Below are 26,843 nucleotides of genomic sequence, written 5' to 3' on the forward strand. Positions count from 1 at the left end.
TCGTTCATCGAAGAAGCACCCACCGATCCATGTTCCAACCGGCACCTGCGGCCGTCGGGTTGGGCACCACGTCCTGCATGCCGTCGCTGACGACGGTGGTCCGTGGCTCGTTGTACAGGGGAAGCGACGGCATGTCGTTCCACAGGATGTTCTCACCCTCGGTGGCCAGAGCCAGCACTCGCTCGGGGTCGTCGGTCACCGCCAACTGATCGATGATGGAATCGATCCTGCCGTTGCTGTATCCGCCGACGTTCAGGCCGATTCCCGTCCGCAACGAATACCGTGCGGTCACCGCGGCGGCAGAACCCGACGGTCCGGGAAGGGATCCGCTGCTACCGAGCACGGCGTCGACAGCCCCGGCGCGCAGTGCGGACGGTGTGAAGTCCGGTGAGCTCGCGTCCTCGACGGTGATGCCCGCAGCCGCGCAATCGGCAGCCATGCGACTCACCACCTGGGCGCGGCGCGCGTCCGGTCCCCGGTAGCCGACACGAACGGTCAGAGCATTCTCGCCCGCAGCCTCGAGTTCTCGGCTCGCCTGGTCCAGGTCCGAGCGCTGGTATCGATCGCCCACCACCGTTGCGACCGACGGATACTCGAGCGTGTCGGGCTGGACGAGACGAGAGTCGACGACGCCCGAACCCAGACCCGCCGCCTCCGCCTCGAAACCGGGGTGACCCAGAGTGTCGAACAGGTCCGACCGCGGGATGCACGCGGCCACTGCTCGACGAGCACTCGCATCGGCCAGGACCCCCTGGGTGGCGAACGTCAACTGCTCGACGCCCCGCGACGGTTCCTCGGTCGTCGTGAATCCCTCGGTGGTCCCGAGGTCGACGGCACCGGCACCGTGGTCGATCACGTCCAACGATCCGTCCGCGAACTTTGCGGCCAGGTCGGTGCCCTTGGGCCAGACGACCACCTGCTGGGTCTGGGGTGGGTTTCCCCACCAGGCGTCGTTCGCCACGAGCACGAGACCGTCCTCGGCGGTGTAGGACTCGATGCGGTAGGGGCCGGCCGAGGGCAGTAGCGCGAGGTCGATCGAGCCCGGTGTCAGGGTCCAGCCGGTGTTCCAGAAGTCGGCGATAGGGGTCACCACGTCGTCGTCCTCGGCCAGGATGGGATCGACGACGTTCGGCACGCCCGCTGCTCGAGCCGCGACATGTGCCGGTAGCAGGTCGGTGGCTCCGAACAGGGCACGCCAGTTCTGGTAGCTGCGGCCGGACGCGAAGACGACCGTCGCTTCCTTGGCCCCCGGTACGCAATCGATGCGCTCGATGTCGGAGTACCCGGCCGTCGACGCCGCGTCGAACAGGGGGCGGTCGGTGGCGAACTTTCCACTGTTCGCCGCCCACGCCAACACCAGATCGTCACAGGCCATCGGCGCACCGTCCGAGTACGTCGCCGCGGGGGCGATGGAGTACTGCACGGTCAGGGTGTCGCCGGGAACCACGGACACGGTTCCGATGTCGTTGTCCGACAACGCGTCTCCCTCGGGCCCGAGATAGCTGAAGCCCACCTGCACCCGAGTGAACGCCTGCCGGGCTCCCGACGCCGCGCCGTCGACGGTTCTCGCGTTGTAGGTGTCGACCACGTTGTCGAACGAATAGCCGATCGAGGGCACCTTGTCGTCGGGCGACGAGCACGCAGTGATGGACACCGCACCGACACTTGCTGCCACCAGTGCCGCGCTCCACCGTCGTTTCACGTGCACTCTCCGTCCCTGTCGAGGATGGACATCTACCGTCGCTTCTTGTTTCGCTTTCCGGTGGGCCGGTTGCCCGGCTGCGGAGCCGACGCCTTCGGGGCGGCCACACCGACGGCCACCGGTTCCGGAGCGTGGCCTGCTGCACGAGCTGCCGCTTCGGCGCGCTTGGAGTGGACCTTGCGCGTGTGAACTGCGACGGGACCCCACTTCTCCTTGAGCGTCACCAGCAACGGAGTGGCGAAGAAGATCGACGAGTAGGCACCGACGATCATGCCGACCAGCTGTACCAGAGCCAGGTCCTTCAGCGTGCCCACTCCGAGCAGCCACACCGCGATGATCATCAGTGCGATCACCGGGAGGACACCGATCACGGTGGTGTTGATCGAGCGCATCAGGGTCTGGTTGACGGCCAGGTTGGCCTGTTCGGCGTACGTCTTGCGATGCAGGTTGAGGATGCCGCGAGTGTTCTCCTCGACCTTGTCGAACACCACCACCGAGTCGTACAGAGAGAAACCGAGGATCGTCAACAAGCCGATCACGGTTGCAGGCGTCACCTCGAACCCGACGAGCGAGTACACGCCTGCGGTCACGAGGAGGTCGAATGCCAGGGCGGCCAGCGCCGCCAACGCCATGTCTCGCTCGTATCGGACACCGATGTAGATGCTGACGATGACCAGGAAGACCACGAGTGCGATCAGGGCTTTCTGGGTGATCTGGCTACCCCACGTCTCACTGACGTCGGACACACTGATGGCGTTGGGGGTCGCGGTACCGGAGTTGTCCTGCGGCTGGAATGCCTCGAACAACGCCTGGCGAAGGGTGTCCACTTCGGCTGGGTCGAGTGCTTCGGAGCGAATCTGCACCGTTGCTGCGGCACCCGAACCGACGGTCTGCACCGACACCGGCGGCATGCCGAGCGAGTCGTCGTACACGGTTTCGACCTGCTCGGTGGTGATGTTGTCGGCCGCGGGCAGCGCAATCCGCGTTCCGCCCTCGAAATCGATACCGAGGGTGAAGCCGCGGACGACGAAGCTCAGCAGGCACACCAGCACGATGACGCCGGTGAGGATGTAGTAGAACCGGCGACGACCGACGATGTCGAAGGCTCCGGTACCGGTGTACAGCCTGGACAACCAGCTGTGCTTGGGCTGGGCGGATTGATCGACACCCGAGTCGTCGAGGGGCGATGGGGTCGACGTGGTCGTGTCCGACATGTCATGCCTCCTTCGACGGCGCAGCGCCGGTCTTGACGGCGAGTGCCTTGTTGGCTGCGCGCTTGCGTTCGAGCGCGATCTGCTGGACGGCACCGAGACCGTTGACGGACGGCTTGGACCAGAACGTGGATTTCGACGCCAGGTACACCAGCGGCCACGTCACCAGCACCACGACGATGATGTCCAGGATCGTCGTGAGCCCGAGCGTGAACGCGAAGCCGCGGACCTGACCGACGGCCAACACGTAGAGCACTGCGGCGGCGATGAAGCTGACCGCATTGCCCGACAGGATCGTCTTGCGTGCGCGTGCCCAACCGCGAGGAACCGCCGATCGGAAGCTGCGGCCCTCCCGGATCTCGTCCTTGATGCGCTCGAAGAACACAACGAACGAGTCAGCGGTCATGCCGATACCGATGATCAGGCCGGCGATGCCGGCGAGGTCGAGCGTGAAGCTGATCCATCGACCCAGCAGAACGATGATTCCGTAGACGACGAGACCGGCCAGCGCCAACGACAGCGCAGTGAGCAGCCCGAGGGCCCGGTAGTAGAGCAGGCAGTAGACCAACACCAGAGCCAGTCCGATGGCACCGGCCAGCAGTCCGGCTTCCAGAGAGGCCAAGCCCAGCGTTGCCGACACCGTCTCGGCCTCGGAGGACACGAAGGACAGCGGCAGGGAGCCGTACTTGAGGGTGTTGGCGAGCTCGGACGCGGTCTGGTTGTTGAAGTTGCCGGTGATCGAGGTGGCGCTGCCTGCAGGGGTGGCCCCCTGAATGACCGGCGCACTGATCACCTTCGAGTCCAGTACGAACGCGGCCTGCTTCTGGAGATTGGCCGCGGTGAACTGAGCCCAGGTGTTCGAGCCGTCCGTGTCGAACGTCAGGCTGACCTGGAACTGGGCCTGCTGACTGTCGAAGCCGGAGGTCGCGTCGGCTATCTGCTGGCCGTCGATGATCGTCGGACCCAGCAGGTAGACCGCTGTTCCGTCAGTCGAGCACGCCACCAGGGGAAGCGCCGGATCGTCGTTGCCTGCGAGCGGGTCGGCGGCGTTGCAATCGAGGGACTGCATGGCCAGCTGCTGGATCTGCGGATCCTCGCTCTGTCGGAGCGTCTTGGCGTCGGCGATCTCCTGCGCTGCGCGCTCGGCGTCGGACAGGTTCGCGTCGGTGGCGGGATCGTCTGCCGCCGGTGCGTCGGTGGCGGGCGCATCGGTGGTGGGGGCGGGAGCCGGATCGACCGTGGTCGGATCCTGCGCCGGGAACACCCGGTTCTGCGGAGTGGCCGGGTCTGCGGGCGCAGCCGGATCGGCCGAAGCAGCAGGGTCTGCCGGTGCAGCAGGATCGACCGGCGCGGCCGGGTCGACCGGGGCCTGCTGCGAACCTGCTCCCTCGCCTGCCGACGGAGCTACCGAGCTCAGAACCGGTCGAATGAACAGTCGCGCCGTCTGCCCGAGAGTGCGCGCCTGGGAGCTGTCGTCGCCGGGCACCGTGATGACGAGATTGTCGCCGTCGATGACCACCTCGGAGCCCGAGACACCGAGACCGTTGACACGAGTCTCGATGATCTGCTGCGCCTGCTTCAGGCTGTCCTGCGTCGGCGCGTTGCCGTCGGGTGTCCGCGCGGTGAGTGTCACGCGCGTGCCGCCCTGCAGGTCGATTCCCAACTTCGGCGAGGGGTCTTTGTCTCCGGTGAAGAAGACCATGGCGTACACCGCTGCCATCAGCACCGCGAAAACGGCGAGATAGCGGGCGGGTTGCACCGGTCCGCTGGAAGGTGCCACGGTGTGTGTTTCTCCTCTGGGCGATGAAAAGTGTCGGTTCCTGCAGGGCCTGGCGGCCCGATGTGTCGGCGATGAGCGGTGCGATTGTGCACCACATCGGTCACCGCAGAGAAAACCGCTGCCGGATACTGTCTCCGACAGCGGTTTCGATCACATCCTGCTCACTCTTTTTCCAGCCTCTTCGACGTCTGCTCGATGGTCTCGTCCGGCCGACTCACGTCCGCCTTGCTCAGCGACGGTCCAGCGGTGTCGTTCGAGCCGAGCGCCGTGATGTCCGACTCGGTGGTGGCGTCGAGGTCGGTGTCGTCGAACTCGGAGTCGTCGGGCAGAACCTCACGTACCACTGCACGCGACCAGGTGGTGATCACGCCGTCGGCGATCTCCAGATCGATGGTGTCGTCCTCGACCAGGACCACTCGGGCGTACAGGCCTGCGGTTGTGACCACCTCGTCACCGATCTTCAGCGAGTCCTGCATTTCCGTTGTCTTGGCCAACACCTTCTTCTGTCGACGCGCATTGAGAAACAGCGGTACCAGAAGTGCCACGATCAGCAGCGGGAACAGCAAATCCATCGGAAGGTCAGTCCTCGAAGTCGGGTTCGAAATACGTCATTGTCTCGTGCGAGAGCGTCGCCGGTGCGGGCCTCGCAGCTACCCAGTGTGCCATTACCTGGAACCGGTCCGGTCCGTTCGTGTCCTGTTGTGCCCGATTCATTCGAATAATCCCTGCTGGACCTCCGAGGATCGGACCGAAATTCCACCCACCGCGAGATCCGGTGGCGGCGTCAGACCGAGGTGTTGCCACGCAGCAGCGGTCGCGACGCGCCCGCGGGGGGTACGGGCGATCATTCCGGCACGTACCAGGAACGGCTCGCACACTTCCTCGACCGTCGACGGTTCCTCCCCGACGGCGACGGCCAGCGTGGACACACCCACCGGCCCTCCGCCGAAGCTCCGGATGAGCGCGCTCAGTACGGCGCGGTCGAGTCGATCGAGCCCGAGTTTGTCGACGTCGTACACCACCAGGGCGGCCTTCGCGGTGTCCTGAGTGACGGTGCCGTCGCCGCGCACGTCCGCGTAGTCGCGGACTCGGCGGAGCAATCGGTTCGCGATACGGGGGGTGCCACGCGAGCGCCCGGCGATCTCCGCGCATCCGTCCCGATCGATCGGCACACCCAGGATTCCCGCGGACCGCATGAGGATGCGCTCGAGTTCGTTCGGCTCGTAGAAATCCATGTGCGCCACGAATCCGAACCGGTCGCGCAGCGGTCCGGTGAGCGCACCCGACCTGGTGGTGGCACCGACGAGGGTGAACGGTGCGACCTCGAGTGGAATCGACGTCGCTCCCGGCCCCTTGCCGACGATGACGTCGACGCGGAAATCCTCCATCGCCAGATACAGCATCTCCTCGGCCGGGCGAGCGATGCGATGGATCTCGTCGATGAACAGCACGTCGCCTTCGACCAGGTTGCTGAGCATCGCTGCGAGATCGCCTGCCCGCTCGAGCGCCGGACCCGACGTGAGCCGCAGCGAGGTTCCCAACTCGGCGGCGATGATCATCGCCATACTGGTCTTGCCGAGGCCCGGCGGCCCGGACATGAGGATGTGATCGGGGGTTCCGCCGCGCATCTTGGCACCCGACAACACGAGCTGCAGCTGCTCCCGCACCCGAGGTTGACCGATGAAATCGGTGAGGTTCTTCGGACGCAGACTCGTCTCGACATCCAGGTCGTCGGACATCGGGTCCGCACCGACCTGGGATTCGGCGAACCGATCTTCCTCGGTCACCCGGGCCTACCTGGACTTTCCGAGGTATGCCAGCGCCGACCTCAGCGCGGTCGACGTCGTGGCCTCGGGCTGCTGAGCGAGCACCGCGTCGGTCGCTTCCTCGGCCTGTTTCACGGGGAATCCGAGACCGATCAGCGCCTCGACGATCTGGTCTCGCATCGAGTTGCCGACTCCGGATCCCGGCACGGCCGCGCTTCCTGCGCGTCCGACCACTGCGTCGACCTTGTCGCGCAGCTCGACGACCATTCTCTCCGCGCCGCGCTTACCGATACCGGGAACCCTGGTCAGTGCTCCGATATCACTGTCGGCCAACGCAGTTCGCAGTGCGTCGGGCTCGTGTACGGCAAGAGTTGCCATGGCGATCCGCGGGCCGACGCCGGTCACGGTGAGGAGCAACTCGAACAGCTCCCGCGACTCCTTGTCGGGGAATCCGTACAGCGTCTGCGAATCCTCGCGCACGATCATGGTCGTCAGGAGGGTCGCTTCGCTCCCCCGGTGCAAAGTGGCCAACGTGGCCGGCGTGGCGTTGACGCGGTACCCGACGCCCGCAGCCTCGAGCACGGCGTGATCGAGCGCGATGTCGAACACCGAGCCCCTGATCGACGCGATCATCGGGCGCCCGCCTCCTTCTTGGCCATTTTCTCGATCCTGCGTGCCACGACGGCGCGAGCTTTGCGCTCCTCGGCCAGACGAGCGTCGTACTTGCGTTTCTGTTCGGCGGCCATGGCCTCGGCCTTGGCCATGCGGGCGATCATGGGCGCTCGCCAGCAATGACAGATGCCGAGGGCCAGCGCGTCGGCGGCGTCGGCGGGAGTCGGTGCCGTCTGCAGACCGAGAATGCGCATGACCATCGCGGTCACCTGAGCCTTGTCGGCCGAGCCGTTGCCCGTGACGGCGGCCTTGACCTCACTGGGAGTGTGAAAGCAGACGTCGATGCCGCGTCTGGCCGCCGCGAGGGCGATGACGCCACCGGCCTGGGCCGTACCCATGGCCGTACGCACGTTGTGCTGGGCGAAGACTCGCTCGATGGCCACCACCGAAGGCTTGTGGGTATCGAGCCAGTACTCCGCGGCCTCGGAAATCGCCAGCAACCGCTGCGCCAGATCCATGTCCGCAGGCGTTCGCACCACATCGACATCGAGGGCGACCACCGTTCGGCCAACACCACCCTCGATCAGACTGAGCCCACACCTGGTGAGACCGGGGTCGACACCCATCACCCGCACGCCACCACACCTTCCGCTTACGAACTGTTGTTCGATAGCGTAGCGGAGCCCACCGCTGGATCAGGGATACGACACCCGGTCGAACACGTCGTCGGATGCGAGGGGCGTCAGTCCTCGTCGTCGAGCTCGGCCATGACCTCGTCGGAGAGGTCGACGTTGGACCACACGTTCTGGACGTCGTCGCTGTCCTCGAGGGCATCGATGAGCTTGAACACCTTGCGTGCACCGTCCGCATCGACCGGGACGTTGACCGATGCCTGGAAGCTCGCCTCGGCCGAGTCGTAGTCGATTCCGGCCTCCTGCAACGCGGTGCGCACCGCGACCAGGTCGGTCGGCTCGCTGACGACCTCGAACGTATCGCCGTTGTCGTTGACTTCCTCGGCACCGGCTTCGAGGACGGCCATGAGCACGTCGTCCTCGCTCTGCCCGTTCTTCTCCAGGGTGACGACGCCCTTACGGGAGAACAGGTAGGACACCGATCCCGGATCGGCCATGTTCCCACCGTTGCGGGTCATCGCCACGCGTACCTCGCCCGCGGCGCGGTTGCGGTTGTCGGTGAGGCACTCGATCAGAATAGCGACACCGTTGGGACCGTAGCCCTCGTACATGATGGTCTGCCAGTCGGCACCGCCGGCTTCCTCGCCCGCTCCGCGCTTGCGCGCGCGCTCGATGTTGTCGTTGGGGACCGACGTCTTCTTCGCCTTCTGGATGGCGTCGTACAAGGTCGGATTGCCCGTCGGGTCACCACCACCCGTGCGGGCCGCCACCTCGATATTCTTGATGAGCTTGGCGAAAGACTTGCCGCGTCGGGCGTCGATCACCGCCTTCTTGTGCTTGGTGGTGGCCCATTTTGAGTGGCCGCTCATGCGATAGGGCCCCTTCCTGCTCGAAATCAGTGTTGTCGACTTTACTCGCCCGGTACCGCGCTCGGCACCGACCGACCGCCGAGGGATTCTAGCGGCGTCGTACCATGTCGACGAAGAGTGCGTGTACGCGATCGTCCCCGGTGACCTCGGGATGGAAGCTCGTCGCCATGACGGAGTTCTGGCGAACGGCCACCACGCGTCCGGCAGCCGGGCCGTGCGGCACGGTGGCGAGCACCTCGACATCCTCGCCCACCCGCTCGACCCAAGGCGCGCGAATGAACACCGCCCGCACCGGTCCGCCGTCGACGCCGGTGACATCGAGATCGGTCTCGAAGGAATCGACCTGACGGCCGAAGGCGTTTCGCCGAACGGTGATGTCGAGCGCATCGAGATGCCGGGCGTCGGGCCTGGTGTCGAGGATCTCGGAGGCCAGCAGAATCATGCCCGCGCACGAACCGTAGGCGGGCAGTCCCTCGGCCAACCGAGCACGCAGTGGATCGAGAAGGTCGAACACGCCGAGCAGGTTGCTCATGGTCGTCGATTCCCCGCCGGGGACGATGAGTCCGTCGATCTGCGCGAGCTCGGCGGGCCGACGCACCGTGACACCGCGCGCACCGCTCGATTCGAGCGCAGCCAGGTGTTCGCGAACGTCGCCCTGCAGGGCGAGAACACCGATGGTCGGAGCGCTCACTTGCGGCCGAAGGGATCGACATGGGGCGCGTCGGGGTCCCGCTCGTAACGCATCAACCCCTCTTGCACCACCGCGGCGACCAACCGGCCTGACGTGTCGAAGATTCGTCCCTGCGTCAGCGCCCGCCCGAAATCTGCCGACGGAGACGTCTGGTCGTAGAGCAACCATTCGTCGGCCCGGAAGGGCCGCAGGAACCACAGCGCATGATCGAGCGAGGCCGTCTGAGTGACGGCGTCCGGGTGCGGAACCTTGGCCGATCCGAGCAGCGTCATGTCGCTCATGTAGGCCAGCGCACACACATGGAAGACCTGGTCGTCGGGCAAGGTGTCGCGGTAGCGGAACCAGACACGTTGTTGCGCAGCGAAACTGGGATGCTTGACGGTCTGGTCCTCGGGAATGAGACGGATATCCCACTCGGACCACTCCTTGTAGTAGGAGTGGTCGTACTCGGCAAGGGTGGTGGGATCGGGCAGGGTGTCCGGCCCGACGACCTCGGGCATGACGTCCTGGTGCGAAATGCCGTCGTCGTCGCCGTGGAACGAGGCGGACATCGTGAAGATCGCCTTGCCGTGCTGAATGCCGGTGACGCGGCGGGTGCAGAACGACCGTCCGTCGCGAATCCGGTCCACCATGAACACCGCCGGCTCGTTCGGATTGCCCGGACGCAGGAAGTAGCCGTGCAGCGAGTGCACACGAAACTCGGGGGCCACCGTGCGCACCGCAGCAACGAGCGCCTGGCCCGCAACCTGACCGCCGAACGTACGGGGCAGCCGAGAAGGAAAGGTCCGTCCCCGATAGATGTCGTTCTCGATCCGTTCCAATTCGAGAATGTCCTCGATGCTGGCCATGGCTGGTGTCCACCTTTCTGTGACAACGGCTCAGGCTAACAATGATCGGACCAGGCAAGATGGTCGGCGTGGGTCAACCGATGCCGATATTTCCCGACCTTCTCGTCGAGTCGATCGTCGATTCGTGCCGAGACGGTGCCCGATCGATCGTCGTGATCGACGGCGCGGATGCCGCGCGGCCGGTCGAGTTCGCCACGCGCACAGCCGAACACGCCCGCTCTCTGGGCCGTCCGGCTGCCGTCGTCGACCTGCACGACTACGTCCGACCTGCGTCCATTCGATTCGAGTACTCGCGCACCGACGAATTGAGCTATCGCACACTGTGGTTCGACTACGACGCCCTCGTCAGAGAGGTCATCGCCCCACTACGCCCCGGTGGCGGAGGTCACTTCCTGCCGCGACTGTGGGATGAGGCCACCGATCGTTCGGCGCGAGCCCGCAGCGCCTCGGCAGCAACGAATCAGATAGTCCTGATCGCGGGACCGATGCTGCTCGGCCGCGGATTGGACGTCGATCTGTCGGTGCATCTACGCCTGTCCGGCAGCGCATTACGCCGCAGAACGAGCGCCGACGATCAGTGGACCTGCGCCCCGCTGCTCGAGTACTACGACGGCCTCGACCACGCGGCCGGGCGGCCGGACTTCCTGGTCCGCTGGGACCATCCCGACCGCCCGGCCCTCGAACGCAACTGATCGAAAACCGTCACCAACCGCGCTCGGCGAGACGGTGTCCGACTGGGAGGTCGTCGACGTTGATTCCGACCATCGCCTCGCCGAGACCGCGCGAGACCTTGGCGAGCACATCGGGGTCGTCGAAGAACGTGGTGGCCTTGACGATCGCCTCGGCGCGCTCCTTGGGGTTGCCGGACTTGAAGATTCCCGATCCGACGAACACGCCCTCGGCACCGAGCTGCATCATCATCGCCGCGTCTGCGGGAGTGGCGATGCCGCCCGCGGTGAACAGGGTGACGGGCAGCTTGCCTGCCCGGGCGACCTCGACGACGAGGTCGTACGGGGCCTGCAGTTCTTTCGCCGCCACGTACAGCTCGTCCTCGGGAAGCGAGGTGAGGCGACGGATCTCGTCACGGATCTTGCGCATGTGCGTCGTCGCGTTCGAGACGTCGCCGGTTCCGGCCTCGCCCTTGGAGCGAATCATGGCCGCGCCCTCGGTGATTCGGCGCATTGCCTCACCCAGGTTGGTGGCACCACAGACGAAGGGAACGGTGAAGTTCCACTTGTCGATGTGGTTCGCGTAGTCGGCCGGGGTGAGCACCTCGGACTCGTCGATGTAGTCGACGCCGAGGCTCTGCAGGATCTGCGCTTCGACGAAGTGGCCGATGCGGGCCTTCGCCATCACCGGGATGCTGACCGAGGAGATGATGCTGTCGATCATGTCGGGATCGCTCATTCGCGACACCCCGCCCTGCGCGCGAATGTCGGCGGGGACGCGCTCGAGTGCCATGACGGCCACGGCTCCTGCGTCTTCGGCGATCTTGGCCTGATCGGCGGTGACCACGTCCATGATGACGCCGCCCTTGAGCATCTCGGCCATTCCTCGCTTGACGCGTGCGGTGCCGATTCCGTTCTCGGCCGCCCCGCCTTCGGCGGATCCAGCGGGTGTAGTGGATGCGTGTGGGGTACTCAAGCCGACTCCTGTGTTCTGGGCACCGAACCGGTGCTCCGGACTGATACACGCGACCACGCTCAGCCGCGGTAACCGAGGACGATCGCACGCGGCGCGAAGTCGCGCCCAGAACTGTAGGCCTCGACGCGACGGTTTCCCATAACCACTTGACGATTGCTGGACTGCTCGAAAAGGGTCCAGATCGCTAGCGGATAGCGCGCACGTCCGGATCACCGCGTCGAGCGAGAGCCACGTTGACCTCGTCGAGCAGTTCCGCCAGGTCCTGGGGATAGACGTTCTCGCCGACCGCGCTCAGCGCACGGATGTCGGCCTCGGTGCACCACTGATGGCCGGTCACGGTGCGGCGTTCGAAATCGGTGAAACCAGCACTGTGCGGTTCGAACTCCTGCGTCCGGATCGCGAAGAACAATTCTTCCGAGCGGATCAGAGTTCCGTTGAACGGGAACGTCGCAACCCGACGCCACAGCGGACCGCGCAGGTCGGCCGGAGCGATGGTCAGGCCGGTCTCCTCGTGTACCTCCCGCACCGCTGCCTCGCGGAGCGATTCGCCCTTCTCCACTGCCCCACCGATGGTGAACCAGAAGAAGGTGTCGGGAACCGTCGGATCGTGTCCGCGCAGCAGCAGTACGCGACCGCGCTCGTCGAGCAGCACCACCCGCGCGGACGTTCTCGGGGTGGCGCGGTTCTCGCTGCCGAACGTCGCGGCAGCAGACCGCTCGGCGATCTCGAAGTACGACGGCAGTGCCGCGGTTCCGCCGAGGTGCAACCAACGGACGGGACGTCTGACGCGCAGGGCAAGGGTGTCGCGAACTGCGTCGTTGTGAAACCGTCGTGCGATCAACACGCGGGCCTCGGCGTCGGCCAGTTCGGCGACCAGTTGCGGGGGCAAGTCGTTCGGTTCGACGACGGCCAGAGCCATGGACACCGCGTTCTCGGCCTCTTCACGCTGTGACCGGTCGACGCGTTCGGCCCGATCGGCCAACGCAGCGAGTTCTCTGCTCGACGGGGCCGAGTCCCGGGTCGCCGCGGACACCGCGCGCGCGACGACGGCCCGGCGGGCGAGTGCTGCATCGAGCGCCTGCCAGGCGAGGTCGGTGCGCACGTGTAGGCGGTCGAGTCGGTTCGCCGTTCCGTAGGCCCACAGGCCGACGACGAGGATCAGTACGGCGATCAGCCCGAGTACCAGAATCGTGAGCGCTGAGAAGGTCATCAGTTCGCTGCCCGCACCTTCTGGCCCCCGAGGGTGACGGTTTCGTAGACACGCAGGATCTGCTCGGCGACGACGGGCCAGTCGTAGGTGGTGACAGCCACGGAGGCGGCGTCGACCAGACGTGCACGGACGGCATCGTCGCCGAGGATCGAGCAGACGGCGACGGCGAGGGCAGCGGAGTCGTCGATCGGAACGAGGAGTCCGCACGTGCCGTCCCGCAGGACCCGTCGGAATGCGTCGAGTTCGCTTGCCACCACCGGTGTTCCGGCGGCCATGGCCTCGACCAGGACGATGCCGAAGCTCTCACCGCCGAGGTTCGGTGCGCAGTAGACGTCGGCGCTGCGCATCGCGGATGCCTTGGTCGCATCGTCGACCTGCCCCAGAAACGTCAGGTGCGACGCGAGTGCGCCCGCGTCCTTGCGTAGCTTGTCCTCGTCGCCACGGCCGACGATCAGGATCTCGATGTCGGGGTGGGATTCGACGAGTGTGGGCAGAGCGCCGAGCAGGACTGCCATTCCTTTGCGCGGTTCGTCGAAACGGCCGAGGAAGAGCACCGTGCGACCGGCGCGTGGATAGCCTTCCAGCACAGGGGCATCGGCGAATGCGGGCACGTCGACTCCGTTGGGGATCTCGACGGCGTCGGAGCCGAGGGCCTCGACCTGCCAGCGCCGGGCGAGTTCCGACACGGCGATACGGCCGCTGATCTTCTCGTGGTACGGACGCAGCACTCCTTGAAAGGTGCTGAGCACCAGGGACTTCGTCGTCGAGGTGTGGAAGGTCGCCACGATCGGGCCGTCCGCGGCCTTGAGCGCCAGCATCGACAGGCTCGGCGCGTTCGGTTCGTGGATGTGCAGCACGTCGAAGTCGTTGTCGGAGATCCACTTCCGGATTCGAGAATACGTGATCGGTCCGAATCGCAGCCGTGCGACGGATCCGTTGTACGGAATGGCGAGAGCCTCGCCCGCCGACACCACGAAGTCCGGTAGCTCGACATCGTCGGACGCCGGAGCCAGGACACTGACGCGATGCCCGCGTTCGATGAACACCTCGGCCAACTGCTGAACATGTGCTTGCACTCCACCGGGAACGTCGAACGAGTACGGGCACACCATGCCGATCTTCACGCGCCCTCGATTCGGGCGCGTCGATCGGCCGACCAGTCGCTCATCCACAACGGCTGCAGCATGTGCCAATCCGCCGGATGGGCTCGGATTCCGGCTGCGAAATGATCGGCCAACGTCTGGGTGGCAGGCCCGACCCCGGCCGAGACATCCACTGCGGGCGAGATGTCGAATCCCCAGCCGTCGCCGTCGAAGTAGCCGTGCACCGGGAGCAGCGTCGCCCCGGTGTCGATCGCGAGTTTCGCCGCGCCCGCAGGCATCCGGGTCGGTTCACCGAAGAAGGTGACCGGCACCCCGTGCTTGGCGAGGTCCCGCTCGCCGAGCAGGCAGACGACCTTGTTCTGGCGCAGTCTCTCGGACAGTGCGAGCAGAGGCGGTTGCTCGCCGCCGCTGAGCGGGAATATCTCGAAGCCCAGGCTCTCTCGATAGGCGACGAATCGCTGGTACAGGGATTCGGGCTTCAGCCGTTCGGCAACGGTGGAGAGTCCTCCGTGCGTGCGCACCAGCCACATTCCGGCCATGTCCCAATTGCCACTGTGCGGCAGAGCCAGGACCACTCCCTTACCGGCCGCGAGCGCACCCTCGAGATGTTCCTTGCCGTTCACGCACCGATCGATGACGGCGGCCTGCGCGGCCAGATCCATCGACGGCAACCGAAACGCCTCGCGCCAGTATCGAGCATAGGAGCGCAGGCTGTCGCGAATCAGCTCGTCGGGTACCTCGGAGGGAGTGGTTCCCAGGACGCGAGCGAGATTGCGACGCAACTGATCCGGGCCGCCGTTGCGCGTCGACGCGAAGTCTGCGCCGCGATCGAACAGGCGTCGTGCCACCGGCTCGGGCAGAGACCGGACCAGGCGCCAACCGGCCGCGTAGCCGGCGTCGCTCGCTCTGTCGGAGAGATTCACGACGCGGCCACGTCGCCGTCGTCGGGTGCCGGTGCCACCGGAGGCACGATGATGTCACGGGCACCCTCGGATCCACGAACTGCGAGAACGCGCTGGAACACGGTGACGATGCTCAGGGCGGCGAGAATCCACATGGCCGGGTAGATCAGGCTGTCCAGCCACGGAATGTCGAAATGTCTTCCGACACCGGTGAGCCCAGCTCCGACCAGAACGATGACGAGGCGGTCCGGTCGTTCGATCCAACCACCGTCCGCTGACAGGCCGCTGGCCTCGGCGCGGGCTTTGGCGTACGAGATGACCTGCGAGGTGACCAGGCAGATCAGGGTGGCCACCAGCAGCAGCTTGTCCTGCTCGGAATAGACGGCCCACCAGGCCAATCCGCCGAAGATCGCACCGTCGGCCACTCGATCGCACGTCGCATCGAGGACGGCACCGTACTTGGTACCACCACCCCGAGCCCGCGCCATGGCACCGTCGAGCATGTCGAACAGGACGAACAGGGTGATGACGATCGAGCCCCACCACAGGTAGCCGGCGGGGTACATCGTGACCGCCGCGGTCACGGTGACGACGGTGCCGATGATCGTCACCGAGTTGGGGGTCAGTCCGGTGCTGTTGAGGGCGCGCCCGAGCGGGGCGGTCACCTTCGAGACCGGCGCACGGCCGAAAATGCTCAGCACGGCGCGTGCTCCTCTCGCCTGTGGTTCATTCGTTCCAGGCCGACGCCAGCAGGGCCCGAGTGTCGCGGAGCAGCTGCGGCATCACTTTTGCGCCGCTGATCACGGTGATGAAGTTCGCGTCGCCGCCCCACCGGGGCACGATGTGCTGATGCAGATGCTCGGCCAAGGACCCGCCCGCGGCAGCTCCGAGGTTGAGCCCGACGTTGAACCCGTGCGGACGTGACACTCGCTTGATGACGCGAATCATCTGCTGCGTGAAGGCCATCAGTTCCGCGCTCTCCGCGGGCGTGAGGTCTTCCAGTGCCGCGACGCGACGGTACGGCACGATCATCGCGTGGCCCGGGTTGTACGGATACAGGTTGAGGACCGCATACACCGATTCGCCTCGTGCGACGACGAGACCGTCCTCGTCGCTCATCTTGGGGATGTCGGAGAACGGCTCGTTCGACTTCGCCGAGCCCTGAGGAGCCTCGGCGATGTAGGACATCCGATGCGGCGTCCACAGTCGCTGCAGCCGATCGGGCTCACCGGCCCCGGTGACGACGATCGACTCGTCCTGTTCCGACATGATCAGCTCACTCCTGCGGGTTCGGTCTGCACGAGCTCGGCGGTCGGTGATGCGTTGTTGCGCTGGGAGATCCAGTCGGTGACGACGGTGATGGCCTGCGCCACCGGGACGCCGTTGACCTGAGTGCCGTCCCGGAATCGGAAGCTCACGGCACCGGCTTCGACGTCGCGTTCGCCGGCGAGGAGCATGAAGGGAACCTTCTGCGCCGTCTGGTTGAAGATCTTCTTCTGCATCCGGTCGTCACTCGCGTCGACCTCGGCGCGTACGCCACGCTTCTTCAGCTCGTTCACCACCGCGAACAGGTGGTCCTGGTAGACCTCGGCAACCGGGATGCCCACGACCTGGACCGGTGCGAGCCAGGCCGGGAACGCGCCCGCGTAATGCTCGGTGAGCACTCCGAAGAAGCGCTCGATGGATCCGAACAGCGCGCGGTGAATCATCACCGGGCGTTCCTTGGTTCCGCCCGAGCCGGTGTATTCGAGTTCGAAGCGTTCGGGCAGGTTGAAGTCGAGCTGAATGGTCGACATCTGCCAGGTACGCCCCAGCGCATCCTTGGCCTGTACCGAGATCTTCGGTCCGTAGAACGCCGCACCACCCGGATCGGGCACCAGGTTCAGGCCCGACGCAGCCGCCACCTCGGCGAGGGTGTTGGTCGCTTCTTCCCAGACCTCGTCGCTGCCGACCGACTTCTCCGGGTTGCGAGTGGAGAGTTCGAGGTAGAAGTCGTCGAGGCCGTAGTCCTTGAGCAGCCCGAGAACGAACTCGAGGGTGCTGGTGAGCTCGCCGCGCATCTGCTCGCGGGTGCAGAAGATGTGCGCGTCGTCCTGGGTCATCCCGCGCACCCGGGTCAGACCGTGGATGACGCCGGACTTCTCGTAGCGGTAGACCGAGCCGAACTCGAACAGGCGCAACGGCAGTTCGCGGTACGAACGGCCGCGAGAGCGGAAGATCAGGTTGTGCATCGGGCAGTTCATCGGCTTGAGGTAGTAGTCCTGGCCGGGCTTGCGCACGTCGCCGTTCTCGTCGAGTTCGGCGTCCAGGTGCATCGCCGGGAACATGCCGTCCCGGTACCAATCGAGGTGACCCGAGACCTCGTAGAGATGGCCCTTGGTGATGTGCGGGGTGTTGACGAACTCGTAGCCCTCTTCGATGTGCCGCTGGCGGGAGTAGTTCTCCAGCTCGTTGCGGATCACACCACCCTTCGGATGGAACACCGGAAGACCGGAGCCCAATTCGTCGGGAAAGCTGAACAGGTCCAGCTCGGATCCGAGCTTGCGGTGATCGCGACGCTCCGCCTCGGCCAGCAGTTCGAGATGCGCATCGAGCGCTTCGGCAGACTCCCAAGCCGTTCCGTAGATGCGCTGCAGGCCTGCATTGTCCTGATTGCCGCGCCAGTAGGCGGCCGAACTGCGGGTGAGCTTGAACGCGGGCACGTACTTGGTGGTGGGGATGTGGGGTCCGCGGCACAGATCGCCCCAGATGCGCTCGCCGGTCCGGGGATTGAGATTGTCGTAGGCGGTCAGCTCTCCCCCGCCGACCTCCATGACCTCAGGATCGTCGATGCCGGACTTGTCGTCGATCAGCTCGAGCTTGTACGGCTCGTTAGCCAACTCCTCACGGGCCTGCTCCACCGACTCGTACACCCGACGTGAGAAACGTTGTCCGGCCTTGACGATCTGCTTCATCTTCTTCTCGAGGGCCGTCAGATCCTCGGGAGTGAACGGCTGCTGAACGTCGAAGTCGTAGTAGAAGCCATCCTTGATGAACGGTCCGATGCCCAGCTTGGCGTCGGGAAAGAGATCCTGAACGGCCTGCGCCAGCACGTGCGCAGCCGAGTGCCTGATGACGCTTCGTCCGTCCTCGGTGTTCGCCGGAACGGGCTCGACCTCGGTGTCGCCCTGCGGTGCCCATGACAGGTCACGGAGCTTGCCGTCGGGATCGCGCACGACGACGATCGCGTCGGGTCCCTTGTTGGGCAGGCCGGTGTCGCGGAGCGCCGTACCTGCCGTGGTTCCGGCCGGCACCATGATGCGGGCGGGCGAAACAGCGGCGACAACGGGCATGCTCACAGCGATGTACTCCTCGATCGGTTCTTCTGGCCAGGAAGGCCTCCGACAGCCTATCGGCATCGGTCCACTCGATTGGCCTCAGCGCGACGCGTGACGTCAGATCGGGCTTTCGAGCCACGTCCAGTCGAGCCCGATCCACCCTCCGACCAACGCGAACGTTCCCAGCAGCCACAGCGTGGCCAGCACGACCACGGTGGTGAACAGAACGCCGAGGCCCTTGACGAACATCGATTGCTTGGAGAACCACGCCATGAATGCGTCGTATCTCTTGCGGACGAACCGCAGCGCACTCTTGGCCCACGCGAATTCCGAGGCCAGGATGCCCAGACCCGCGAACACGATCAGCCACCCGGGCCCCGGGTACGGAATGGCGAGTACACCCAGCACCAGCACGACCGTTCCGACGACACCGATCGTTATCCGGTACGCGAGATCGAGCGACTTGTTCTCGGCGATGCGCGCCCGGAAGCGCCGATGCTTCACCTTGGCTGTGTCCATCGGACCCTGGTCGTCGACGGCCTGCGGCTTCGTCTCTTCGGTGCTCACCGACCCAGGTTACCGGCCTCGAACGCAAGAAGGCCCACACCGACGAGCGGTGCGGGCCTTCTTTTCTGTGGTCCCGGCTGGGATCGAACCAGCGACCTTCCGCGTGTGAAGCGGACGCTCTCCCACTGAGCCACGGGACCGAACGAGGCAAAACATTAACACGAGGTGCCGCGGCGAACCGAATCGCCTGCCCGATCATCGAATTCGTCGATGGACTACCTCCACTGGACTCGTTCCGCCTCTGCTTTCACATCATTCACATGGGCCGATCGGTCGAATTCCGCGGCTGACCACGAGATTTGTGAGTTTCACTCCCGTTGGGTTAATGTTTTCCCCGCACCACGGAGACAGTAACTGCCCAGCAGTGAACGGCTCCGGGGTATGCGGATGTGGCGCAGTGGTAGCGCATCACCTTGCCAAGGTGAGGGTCGCGGGTTCGAATCCCGTCATCCGCTCGAGGGTCTCGACCCATGGTGGAGTGGCCGAGTGGTGAGGCAACGGCCTGCAAAGCCGTGCACACGGGTTCGATTCCCGTCTCCACCTCGCAAGTGCGTCGGTCGCAAGGCCGATGCGAGGACACGCGCGATTAGCTCAGCGGGAGAGCGCTTCCCTGACACGGAAGAGGTCACTGGTTCAATCCCAGTATCGCGCACCACAGCAACACAACGAAGGCCCCCTTTCGAGGGGGTCTTTTTTGTGCTTGACGAATCAAATGTGGTGATTCACGCCATAGAAGTGCACAGTGGAGATGACGCACACACTTCGACGGAAGGACACTCACGTGTCGGACGAAGCTCAGAGCGAACCCACAGTCGACGACGCCACCCTGGAGGAAGCGAAGAAGTCCGTCGAGGGCCTCGACGACCGGTATCGACCCGGCGCCCGGCCCACCGTGGCCCTTCCGGGAACCAACGGGACCGTCGCCGGCACCGCGTTCGCGGACATGGTCGACGACAACGGTGAGATGGTGGACGCCGACGACCGGGACTCCGCCGGCTCCGATGACGATTCCGCCACGGATCACGCCGACAACCAGGAAAAGGTAACGTCCTCGAACGATGCCTGAACCCGAAGGTCCCGACGCCCCCGCCGACATCGATCTCGGCGGGGGTGTCGCCTTTCTGCACACGCCCGCGATCCCGTCACGGGGCGGCCTGGCTCTCACCCACGGTGCGGGCGGCAACTGCGAGTCGCCGCTGTTGCAACGCATCGCCGCAGTATGGACGGCAGCCGGGTTCACGGTGCTGAGGTTCGACCTTCCCTTTCGGGTACGCAAACCCAAAGGACCGCCGCACCCGTCCCGCTCGGCCGAGGACCGGCTCGGTATCTCCGTTGCCGTCGAACGCCTCCGCGCCGAGACAGACGGATTCATCGCGTTCGGTGGGCATTCCTACGGTGGCAGGCAAGGGTCGATGATCGCGGCCGAACGACCGGGCCTCGTCGACGGGCTCGTGCTGACGTCCTACCCCTTGCACCCGCCGGGCAAGCCGGAAAAGGTTCGTACCCAGCACCTTCCGGAACTGCGAACACCGGCTGTGCTGGTGCACGGCACGAAGGACCCGTTCGGCACCACTGCCGAGCTGAGCGCTGCGCTCGCGCTCGTCCCGGCACCTACACTGCTCGTCGACATCGAGGGCGCAGGCCACGACCTCGCTCCGGTCAGGTACGACGCGGCGACGAAAACCCTTGCCGGGGCCACCTCGTTGTTCGCTGCCCCGACGTCCGATTCGTCCGTTGACGTCCCGCTCTTCGACCCGTCACGCTGAAGTGGTCTACTAAGGCATGCCGACCTGGGGATGGTTCATCGTGGCGTTGGTCCTCGTCGACGCGGCGGTGCTCGCGGCGTGGCTGCTGGCCCGCAAGAAGCCCGGCTCGTCCTCGGACACCTCACGCCACATCATGTTCGTCGGTCTCGACGAGAGCGCCCGCGCAGACATTCATCAGCTTCTGGCCGCCAACAAGAAGCTCCAGGCGATCAAGGTCTTTCGCGACCGAACAGGTGCCGGCCTCCACGACGCGAAGATCGCGATCGAAAGCGTCCAGCGCGGCGAGCCCCTTCCGTCCTCGGCCACCATCGTCGACGCCGCGCAATCCGGTCCGACACCCTGGAACGATCTGATCCCGCGACTGCAGTCCCTCAAATCGGAGGGCAAGACGATCTCGGCCATCAAACTGCTGCGCGACCGGACCGGTATGTCGTTGCGCGATGCCAAGAACGCAGTGGATCTGCTGTGACCGTGCGGGTAGCAACACTCGGCGATGCACATCGCGTCGCCGAGGTGGCCGCGTCGACCTTTCCGCTCGCCTGCCCGCCGGGAACCCGGCCCGACGACATCGAGCAGTTCATTTCGAACGTGCTGTCGGCCGAGCACTTCGAGAACTACATCGCCGATCCGAACAGAGCCGTCCTGATCGACGAAACTGTGGACGCTCACGTGGTGGGCTACGCGATGCTCGTGTCGGGGACGCCCACCGACCCGGATATTCGCGCCACCCTGTCGCACGAGCCGACCATCGAGATCAGCAAACTCTACGTGGAACCGACCCAGCACGGCAGCGGAGCCGCGGGCCGACTGATGTCGTCGTCGCTGAGCCAGGCACGCGAATCCAGTTGTGCGGCAGCATGGTTGGGTGTCAACCAACAGAACGTACGGGCGCAGAAGTTCTACACCAAACACGGCTTCCAGATCGTGGGCACCAAGAAATTCGTCGTCGGCGTCCAGACACACGACGACTACGTCATGGAGGTGAGGCTGTGACGACCGCTCAGCCGACTGCGGCGAAACGGGACAACGCGAGCAGCCGCGACGTGGCGCGCAGATACTTCTTGCGGTAGCCGCCGGCCAACATCTCCTCGGTGAAGATCTCGTCGAGCTTGCCGCCCGACGCCGTCACCGGGATACCCGCGTCGTACAGGCGATCGGCGAGGACCACCAGGCGCAGGGCGATGGCCTGATCCGATGCCGGGTGCACGTTCTTCAGGAACACCGCAGGAATGCCGTCGAGCAACTTGCCGTAGCGCGAGGGGTGCAGCGTGCTCAGATGCGCCAGCAGCTCGTCGAAATCGTCCAGGGTTGCGCCCTCGACGGTATCGGCGCGGTCTACCAGCTCGGCCTCGGACGTGGGCTCGGGAGCCGGGGGCAGGTCGCGATGGCGGTAGTCGGGTCCGTCGACCCGGATGGACTCGAAGATCGAGCCGAGTTTCTTGATCTCCCGCATGAAGTCCTCGGCGGCGAAGCGACCCTCACCGAGCTGCCCGGGCAAGGTGTTCGAGGTCGCGACGATGGACACTCCGCGCTGCGAGAGCTCGGAGAGCAACCGAGAGACCAACATCGTGTCGCCGGGATCGTCGAGCTCGAACTCGTCGATACACAGCACGCTGTGGTTGGAGAGTTCTTCGAGGGCCTTGTTGAAGCCCAGAGCACCGACCACGTGCGTCAGCTCGACGAACGTGCCGAACGCCTTGGGCTCGGGAACGCTGTGGTAGATCGAGGCGAGCAAGTGAGTCTTGCCGACACCGAAGCCGCCGTCGAGGTACAGGCCTGCACCGATGGCCGGGGTCTTCTTGCCGAACAGACCTCGTTTGCCCTTGCCGCGGATCTTCTGCACCTTGTTCGCGAACTCCTCGGCCTTCGCGACCGCAGCAGCCTGCGTCGGCTCCTTGGGGTCGGGAATGTACGAGGAGAAACTGACGTCGTCGAACATCGCCGGCGGGACCATCTGCGCGATCAACTGATCGGAGGGGACCACGGGATTTCGGTCGACAAGGCGTGCGGGCATTTGTCGAGCGTAACGACGTGGTCTGATCTCTCTCATGCAGCTTCTCGATAATGGGACCTACTTCACATCGGAGCAGGCAGCCGACTCCGCGCCCGCCGTCGGCTCGATCCTCGACGACGATGCCATCCGGGCCCTGTACTCCTACCCCACACAACTGGACCGACCGTGGATCCGCACGAACTTCGTCGCCAGCATCGACGGATCGGTCACCGCTGAAGGTAAGTCGGCGGGCCTGGGAACCCCCGCGGACGCCCGACTGTTCGGCATTCTGCGTGAACTCTGCGACGCCGTACTGGTCGGTGCCGGAACCGCTCGCGCCGAGAACTACGGCGGCGTTTCGCTGTCCGCCGAAGCGAAGGCACGGCGGGTGGCCGGTGGACTCGAACCGGTTCCGACGATCGTGGTGGTGACCGCCTCCGGTTCCATCGATGCGGATTCTCGATTGGTCACCGACGCCGACGTGCAGCCGGTGGTGCTGACCTCCGCGGCGGCGGACAGCTCGACAGTGGCCGCGCTTCGTTCGGCGGGTGCGACGGTGATCGGGGTGTCCGGCGAATCGGTGTCGACCGGCGACATCGTTGCGACGCTGAGCGACCTCGGATTCCGCCGCATCCTGTGCGAGGGCGGACCGGGACTGTTCGGGCAACTCGTCTCCGACGGGGCGGCGGACGAATTGTGTCTGACGACCTCGCCGATGTTGGTCGCAGGAGAGGCGGGCCGTATCGCCCACGCAGGCGTCGCGTCCGACACGCCCATGCACCGGGCACACGTTCTGGGCGATGCGGACGGAACGCTGCTCACGCGCTGGGTTCGTCGCCCATGAGCTGCGCGCCACCCGGCAACGATCGAAAAGTCGATAGCCTCGCACGGTGACGCAGAAACGAACGTTGCTCGCCGCGGTCCTCGTCCTCGCCACGATGTGCGCGGCCTGCGGCGCCGGCCCGTCGCTCCGACCCGACGTCGCGGTGGAACAACGATCCCCCGGTCAACCGGCGGAAACCTCGGCGGACGCGCCACCGGAACCGGTCGCGCTTGCCGTTCCCGCTACCGATCTCGCCTGGACCGACTGCACCACAGCCACACTCGGCACCTTCGGGCTCACCTCCACCACCCCCGGGCTGACACTCGAATGCGCAGAGTACGAAGCAGACGTCGATGCCAGCGGGCAGATGTTCGGCACCTTCGCCGTCGGCGCGCTGCGAGCTCGGCTCGACCGAACACCCACCGATGCGGGACCGCTGGTGTTCACGTCCGGTTCGGATCGGTCCTCGATTGCCACGTTGGCCACGATGGCCGCCGGCCCGCTCGCGACGCTGCTCGAGGCCCATCCGATCGTCGCGGTGGATCGACGCGGCATCGGCCGATCCACCGCCGTCGACTGCATCGACCCGACGACCAAAACGGACGTCGACGCGCTGGGACAGTTCACCAGATCCGATGCCGACAGCGTCGACCGCGCTGTCGACGCCGGTCGTGACGCCACGATCGAGTGCACCGACACGTTGCAGCCGCAGGAGCTCGCCTTCGGAACCACTTACGCCGCCGACGATCTCGACCGTCTGCGTCAACTTTGGGGCGTGGAACAGATCGGCCTGATCGGCTCGGGCAACGGCGCGCTCACCGCGTTGGCCTACGCAGCGAAGTTTCCGGCCAACATCTCGCGCCTGATCCTGGACTCACCGGCCGGAGTGGGTGCCGACCAGATCACGTTGGCAGAGCAGCGGACACAGGGCAAGGAAGCAGCGTTCGGTGCGTTCGCGCAGCGATGCGTCGCGCTGAACTGCTCCCTCGGCCCCGACCCGACGGCCGCCGTCGCGCAGCTGCTCCGACGCGCCGCCGGTGGCGAATTCTCACCGCTGTCCACGCACGAGATTCTCGACGGCATCACCTTCGCCCTCGCCTCGACAGCAGGCGACGCGTCGTCTCGGGCCACCGGGCTCGCCGCCGCCCTGTCCTCGGCTGCCGGGTCCGACACCACCGCGTTGTCCGCCCTCGCCGAGCGAGGCCGCAACGCCTACGGCACCGACGGGCAATTCGTGTCTCGGTGCACGGACGGGCAGCAGTGGCCATCACCGCAGGGCGTTCGCGACCTGACTTCGCAGTGGACCGACCGCTATCCGATCTACGGCACCGATGCTGCACTGACGGCGTTGCTGTGCTCGTCCTGGCTGACGGCTCCGTCCACTCCCCTGCCCACCTCTCTGGACGTTCCGGTATTGGTCCTGTCCAACGCAGGCGACCCGATCGTCGGCAACGGCGGACTGTCCTCGGTCACCGGGTTGGTCGGTGCGACCGGTGCAGGCGTCGCCTCGGCTGCATGGCAGGGCAGCGGGCATCCGAGCCTGGGCGGATCGCAGTGTCTGCAGAGCGCAGCGGTGAACTACGCACGCGACACCGCGCTTCCGACCGACGGCACGGTCTGCCCCGCCTGAGTCGGTACCCGTCGCGGGGTGTCCTTCGCCGGGACGGTCACCGCCTCGGGTACCGTTCCCGGGTGTCACTTAGCTTTCTGGAGCCGCGTTCGGGGCGGACGACCGCCGAGGTAATCAAGTACGCCCTGTGGCCGATCGCCATCATGACCGTCATCCAGCGCGTGGTGATCAAGGCGGTCAACGGTGACATCACCAACGACTTCAACCCGGTGTACAGCGCTGCCCTGGCATTTCTCAACCGTCAGCCGGTGTACACCGCGAACTTCGACTCCGTCGATCCGCACTACCTGTACCAACCGAGCGCGACGATGCTGCTCTCCCCCATCGCCGTCATCGACCCCGAGCGGTCTCGTTGGCTGTTCATCCTCGCCAGCACGATCGCCATTCTCCTGGCGTTGTACATCCTGTTGCGCATCTTCGGGTTCCGGCTCGATTCGGTCGCGGCCCCCGCTCTCCTGCTGGCTGCCTTCGTCAGCGAAACCGTCACCAACACGTTGGTGTTCACCAACTTCAACGGCTTCGTTCTGCTCGGCGAGGTGGCCTTCCTCGGGTTCCTCCTTCAGCGCAAGGACCTGTCGGCAGGCGTCGCCATGGGTTTGACTCTGGCGATCAAGCCGATGCTCGCGCCGCTCCTCCTGCTCCCGCTGATGACGCGTCAGTGGAAGGTGTTCATCACCTCGATCGCCATTCCGGTCCTGATGATGGCCATCGCCTGGCCGTTGTCGGTGGATCCGATGAACTTCATCGATCGCACGCTGCCGTACCTGCTGCAGACTCGCGACTACTTCAACAGCGCGGTCGTCGGCAACGGCCGCTACTACGGTGTCCCCGAACTCCTCACCCTCGGAATACGAGCGGTACTGGGAATCATGGTTCTCATCTCGCTGTGGCTGCTCTACCGATACTGCCGCGAGGACCGTCTGTTCTTCTTCGCCACCACATCGGGGTTGATCCTCACCGCGCACTGGCTGCTGGGCTCGCTCGGCCAGATGTACTACTCGATGATGCTGTTCCCGCTGCTGATGACCGTCGTGCTGAAGAATTCGGTGCTGCGGAACTGGCCCGCCTGGCTCGCGATCTACGGGTTCATGAACTACGACCGATGGCTCTCGGGGCGCTGGATCGAAACCGGCCGGGCCTTGGACTACCTGCGCACCACCTTCGGCTGGGCACTGCTGATCGTCGTCATCTTCGGGGTCCTCGTCGCCCGCTGGTTCGCCGCACGCAGCGAAGGGCGGTTGGAGGACGGAATAGAACCCAGCTACCTACTGCCGAGCGCACCACCAGCGAAAACGGCATAGCCCGACAAAACGTATTAGCGTGTGAGCATGAGTTCAGCTACCGACAACAATTCCGCCCCGGCCGTCCAGCTCACCGATGCACAGTGGCGCGAGAAGCTGACCCCCGAGGAGTACGCGGTGCTGCGGCAGGCAGGCACCGAGCGCCCAGGAGTCGGCGAATACACCGACACCACCACCGAGGGCATCTACGAATGCCGCGCCTGCGGTGCCGAACTGTTCCGCAGCACCGAGAAGTTCGAGTCGCACTGCGGCTGGCCGTCGTTCTTCGACCCGGCCGACAGCGACGCCGTCATCCTGAAGGAGGACACCTCGCTCGGGATGCGTCGCGTCGAGGTCATCTGCCGCACCTGCCACAGCCACCTCGGCCACGTCTTCGAGGGGGAGGGCTACCCCACGCCGACCGACCAGCGGTACTGCATCAACTCGATTTCGTTGACACTCAAGCCTGCATCCTGATCGGCGCTGCTTCGTCCATA

General features: G+C 65.6%; 28 protein-coding genes and 4 tRNA genes. 12 read left to right on the forward strand and 20 right to left on the reverse strand.

The features are described from left to right. Window positions 1-4: 4 nt before the first annotated feature. The 10 genes from CH249_RS22475 to CH249_RS22520 form a co-directional block, all read right to left on the reverse strand. A complete protein-coding gene (locus CH249_RS22475) occupies window positions 5-1,708 on the reverse strand; it encodes an ABC transporter substrate-binding protein (RefSeq protein WP_094682807.1) in 1,704 nt (567 codons plus the stop codon). A 26-nt stretch (window positions 1,709-1,734) separates the two neighbouring features. Continuing rightward, on the reverse strand, window positions 1,735-2,916 hold the full coding sequence (gene secF / locus CH249_RS22480) for a protein translocase subunit SecF (RefSeq protein ID WP_094682808.1): 1,182 nt from the start codon (window positions 2,914-2,916) through the stop codon (window positions 1,735-1,737). A gap of 1 nt (window position 2,917) precedes the next feature. Next, window positions 2,918-4,693, reverse strand: a complete 1,776-nt coding sequence (gene secD / locus CH249_RS22485; RefSeq protein ID WP_179272742.1) for a protein translocase subunit SecD — start codon at window positions 4,691-4,693, stop codon at window positions 2,918-2,920. A gap of 161 nt (window positions 4,694-4,854) precedes the next feature. After that, window positions 4,855-5,265, reverse strand: a complete 411-nt coding sequence (gene yajC, locus CH249_RS22490; protein WP_094630047.1) for a preprotein translocase subunit YajC — start codon at window positions 5,263-5,265, stop codon at window positions 4,855-4,857. A gap of 138 nt (window positions 5,266-5,403) precedes the next feature. Continuing rightward, a complete protein-coding gene (gene ruvB / locus CH249_RS22495; RefSeq protein ID WP_045199784.1) occupies window positions 5,404-6,432 on the reverse strand; it encodes a Holliday junction branch migration DNA helicase RuvB in 1,029 nt (342 codons plus the stop codon). Between the two features lie 54 nt (window positions 6,433-6,486). After that, a complete protein-coding gene (gene ruvA, locus CH249_RS22500) occupies window positions 6,487-7,092 on the reverse strand; it encodes a Holliday junction branch migration protein RuvA (RefSeq protein WP_045195348.1) in 606 nt (201 codons plus the stop codon). Then, window positions 7,089-7,706 (reverse strand): crossover junction endodeoxyribonuclease RuvC, encoded by a 618-nt coding sequence (gene ruvC / locus CH249_RS22505; RefSeq protein ID WP_032397961.1) that lies wholly within the window; start codon window positions 7,704-7,706, stop codon window positions 7,089-7,091. Before ruvC ends, ruvA begins: the two co-directional genes overlap by 4 nt. A gap of 107 nt (window positions 7,707-7,813) precedes the next feature. Beyond that, window positions 7,814-8,572 carry a YebC/PmpR family DNA-binding transcriptional regulator gene (locus tag CH249_RS22510; RefSeq protein ID WP_032397960.1) on the reverse strand — a complete coding sequence of 253 codons (759 nt, stop codon included), beginning with the start codon at window positions 8,570-8,572 and terminating at the stop codon, window positions 7,814-7,816. Window positions 8,573-8,660: 88 nt separating this feature from the next. Next, window positions 8,661-9,263 carry a pyridoxal 5'-phosphate synthase glutaminase subunit PdxT gene (gene pdxT, locus CH249_RS22515; protein ID WP_094630048.1) on the reverse strand — a complete coding sequence of 201 codons (603 nt, stop codon included), beginning with the start codon at window positions 9,261-9,263 and terminating at the stop codon, window positions 8,661-8,663. Continuing rightward, the gene (locus tag CH249_RS22520) at window positions 9,260-10,111 is read right to left on the reverse strand and encodes an acyl-CoA thioesterase II (RefSeq protein WP_045195353.1); all 852 of its coding nucleotides are present in this window, start codon (window positions 10,109-10,111) and stop codon (window positions 9,260-9,262) included. The genes pdxT and CH249_RS22520 overlap by 4 nt, the downstream gene beginning before the upstream one ends. A gap of 80 nt (window positions 10,112-10,191) precedes the next feature. Here CH249_RS22520 and CH249_RS22525 point away from each other — a divergent pair, with 80 nt between their 5' ends. After that, window positions 10,192-10,803 carry a hypothetical protein gene (locus tag CH249_RS22525; protein WP_094648027.1) on the forward strand — a complete coding sequence of 204 codons (612 nt, stop codon included), beginning with the start codon at window positions 10,192-10,194 and terminating at the stop codon, window positions 10,801-10,803. Window positions 10,804-10,813: 10 nt separating this feature from the next. Here the strand turns inward: CH249_RS22525 and pdxS are convergent, their stop codons facing one another. From pdxS to CH249_RS22570, 9 genes are all read right to left on the reverse strand, one after another. Beyond that, a complete protein-coding gene (gene pdxS / locus CH249_RS22530; protein ID WP_082073976.1) occupies window positions 10,814-11,755 on the reverse strand; it encodes a pyridoxal 5'-phosphate synthase lyase subunit PdxS in 942 nt (313 codons plus the stop codon). Between the two features lie 184 nt (window positions 11,756-11,939). Next, on the reverse strand, window positions 11,940-12,965 hold the full coding sequence (locus CH249_RS22535; RefSeq protein ID WP_032397957.1) for an NUDIX domain-containing protein: 1,026 nt from the start codon (window positions 12,963-12,965) through the stop codon (window positions 11,940-11,942). Continuing rightward, window positions 12,965-14,089 (reverse strand): glycosyltransferase family 4 protein, encoded by a 1,125-nt coding sequence (locus tag CH249_RS22540; protein WP_032397956.1) that lies wholly within the window; start codon window positions 14,087-14,089, stop codon window positions 12,965-12,967. Before CH249_RS22540 ends, CH249_RS22535 begins: the two co-directional genes overlap by 1 nt. After that, window positions 14,086-14,991, reverse strand: a complete 906-nt coding sequence (locus CH249_RS22545) for a phosphatidylinositol mannoside acyltransferase (RefSeq protein WP_094647962.1) — start codon at window positions 14,989-14,991, stop codon at window positions 14,086-14,088. Before CH249_RS22545 ends, CH249_RS22540 begins: the two co-directional genes overlap by 4 nt. Next, window positions 14,988-15,671 carry a phosphatidylinositol phosphate synthase gene (gene pgsA / locus CH249_RS22550; protein ID WP_032397954.1) on the reverse strand — a complete coding sequence of 228 codons (684 nt, stop codon included), beginning with the start codon at window positions 15,669-15,671 and terminating at the stop codon, window positions 14,988-14,990. Before pgsA ends, CH249_RS22545 begins: the two co-directional genes overlap by 4 nt. 25 nt (window positions 15,672-15,696) lie before the next feature. Then, entirely contained in the window at window positions 15,697-16,239 is a 543-nt protein-coding gene (locus CH249_RS22555; protein ID WP_032397953.1) for an HIT domain-containing protein, read from the reverse strand. A 2-nt stretch (window positions 16,240-16,241) separates the two neighbouring features. Next, the gene (thrS, locus tag CH249_RS22560; protein ID WP_032397952.1) at window positions 16,242-18,302 is read right to left on the reverse strand and encodes a threonine--tRNA ligase; all 2,061 of its coding nucleotides are present in this window, start codon (window positions 18,300-18,302) and stop codon (window positions 16,242-16,244) included. Between the two features lie 102 nt (window positions 18,303-18,404). Continuing rightward, window positions 18,405-18,806, reverse strand: a complete 402-nt coding sequence (locus CH249_RS22565; protein WP_094630114.1) for a TIGR02611 family protein — start codon at window positions 18,804-18,806, stop codon at window positions 18,405-18,407. A gap of 116 nt (window positions 18,807-18,922) precedes the next feature. Beyond that, window positions 18,923-18,994 (reverse strand) — tRNA-Val (locus CH249_RS22570). 243 nt (window positions 18,995-19,237) lie between these two features. Here CH249_RS22570 and CH249_RS22575 point away from each other — a divergent pair. The 7 genes from CH249_RS22575 to CH249_RS22605 all read left to right on the forward strand — a co-directional run bounded on the left by CH249_RS22575 (window position 19,238) and on the right by CH249_RS22605 (window position 21,613). Next, window positions 19,238-19,309, forward strand: a tRNA-Gly gene (locus CH249_RS22575). 17 nt (window positions 19,310-19,326) lie between these two features. After that, a tRNA-Cys gene (locus CH249_RS22580) sits at window positions 19,327-19,397 on the forward strand. A gap of 37 nt (window positions 19,398-19,434) precedes the next feature. Beyond that, window positions 19,435-19,509 (forward strand) — tRNA-Val (locus tag CH249_RS22585). Window positions 19,510-19,635: 126 nt separating this feature from the next. Next, entirely contained in the window at window positions 19,636-19,920 is a 285-nt protein-coding gene (locus tag CH249_RS22590) for a hypothetical protein (RefSeq protein WP_256981236.1), read from the forward strand. Beyond that, entirely contained in the window at window positions 19,913-20,620 is a 708-nt protein-coding gene (locus tag CH249_RS22595) for an alpha/beta family hydrolase (RefSeq protein WP_094647975.1), read from the forward strand. Before CH249_RS22590 ends, CH249_RS22595 begins: the two co-directional genes overlap by 8 nt. Window positions 20,621-20,636: 16 nt before the next feature. Next, window positions 20,637-21,089, forward strand: a complete 453-nt coding sequence (locus CH249_RS28080; RefSeq protein WP_179272743.1) for a hypothetical protein — start codon at window positions 20,637-20,639, stop codon at window positions 21,087-21,089. Beyond that, window positions 21,086-21,613, forward strand: coding sequence for a GNAT family N-acetyltransferase (locus CH249_RS22605; RefSeq protein ID WP_094647976.1), 528 nt, complete (start codon window positions 21,086-21,088; stop codon window positions 21,611-21,613). The genes CH249_RS28080 and CH249_RS22605 overlap by 4 nt, the downstream gene beginning before the upstream one ends. Before the next feature lie 7 nt (window positions 21,614-21,620). Here the strand turns inward: CH249_RS22605 and zapE are convergent, their stop codons facing one another. Further along, window positions 21,621-22,634 carry a cell division protein ZapE gene (gene zapE, locus CH249_RS22610; protein ID WP_094630055.1) on the reverse strand — a complete coding sequence of 338 codons (1,014 nt, stop codon included), beginning with the start codon at window positions 22,632-22,634 and terminating at the stop codon, window positions 21,621-21,623. A gap of 34 nt (window positions 22,635-22,668) precedes the next feature. Here zapE and CH249_RS22615 point away from each other — a divergent pair, with 34 nt between their 5' ends. The 4 genes from CH249_RS22615 (at window position 22,669) to msrB (ending at window position 26,823) form a co-directional block, all read left to right on the forward strand. Next, window positions 22,669-23,457: a pyrimidine reductase family protein gene (locus tag CH249_RS22615; RefSeq protein WP_045195366.1), complete on the forward strand. Its 789-nt coding sequence runs from the start codon at window positions 22,669-22,671 to the stop codon at window positions 23,455-23,457. A 46-nt stretch (window positions 23,458-23,503) separates the two neighbouring features. Then, entirely contained in the window at window positions 23,504-25,066 is a 1,563-nt protein-coding gene (locus tag CH249_RS22620) for an alpha/beta hydrolase (RefSeq protein WP_094682809.1), read from the forward strand. Between the two features lie 62 nt (window positions 25,067-25,128). After that, a complete protein-coding gene (locus tag CH249_RS22625; protein WP_094647978.1) occupies window positions 25,129-26,367 on the forward strand; it encodes a glycosyltransferase family 87 protein in 1,239 nt (412 codons plus the stop codon). Between the two features lie 27 nt (window positions 26,368-26,394). Next, complete coding sequence (msrB, locus tag CH249_RS22630) at window positions 26,395-26,823, forward strand: peptide-methionine (R)-S-oxide reductase MsrB (protein WP_032397944.1); 429 nt, start codon at window positions 26,395-26,397, stop codon at window positions 26,821-26,823. The last annotated feature ends 20 nt before the right edge of the window (window positions 26,824-26,843 follow it).

Origin of the sequence: Rhodococcus sp. 05-2255-3B1 (assembly GCF_002258545.1) — a bacterium.
GTDB lineage: Bacteria > Actinomycetota > Actinomycetes > Mycobacteriales > Mycobacteriaceae > Rhodococcoides.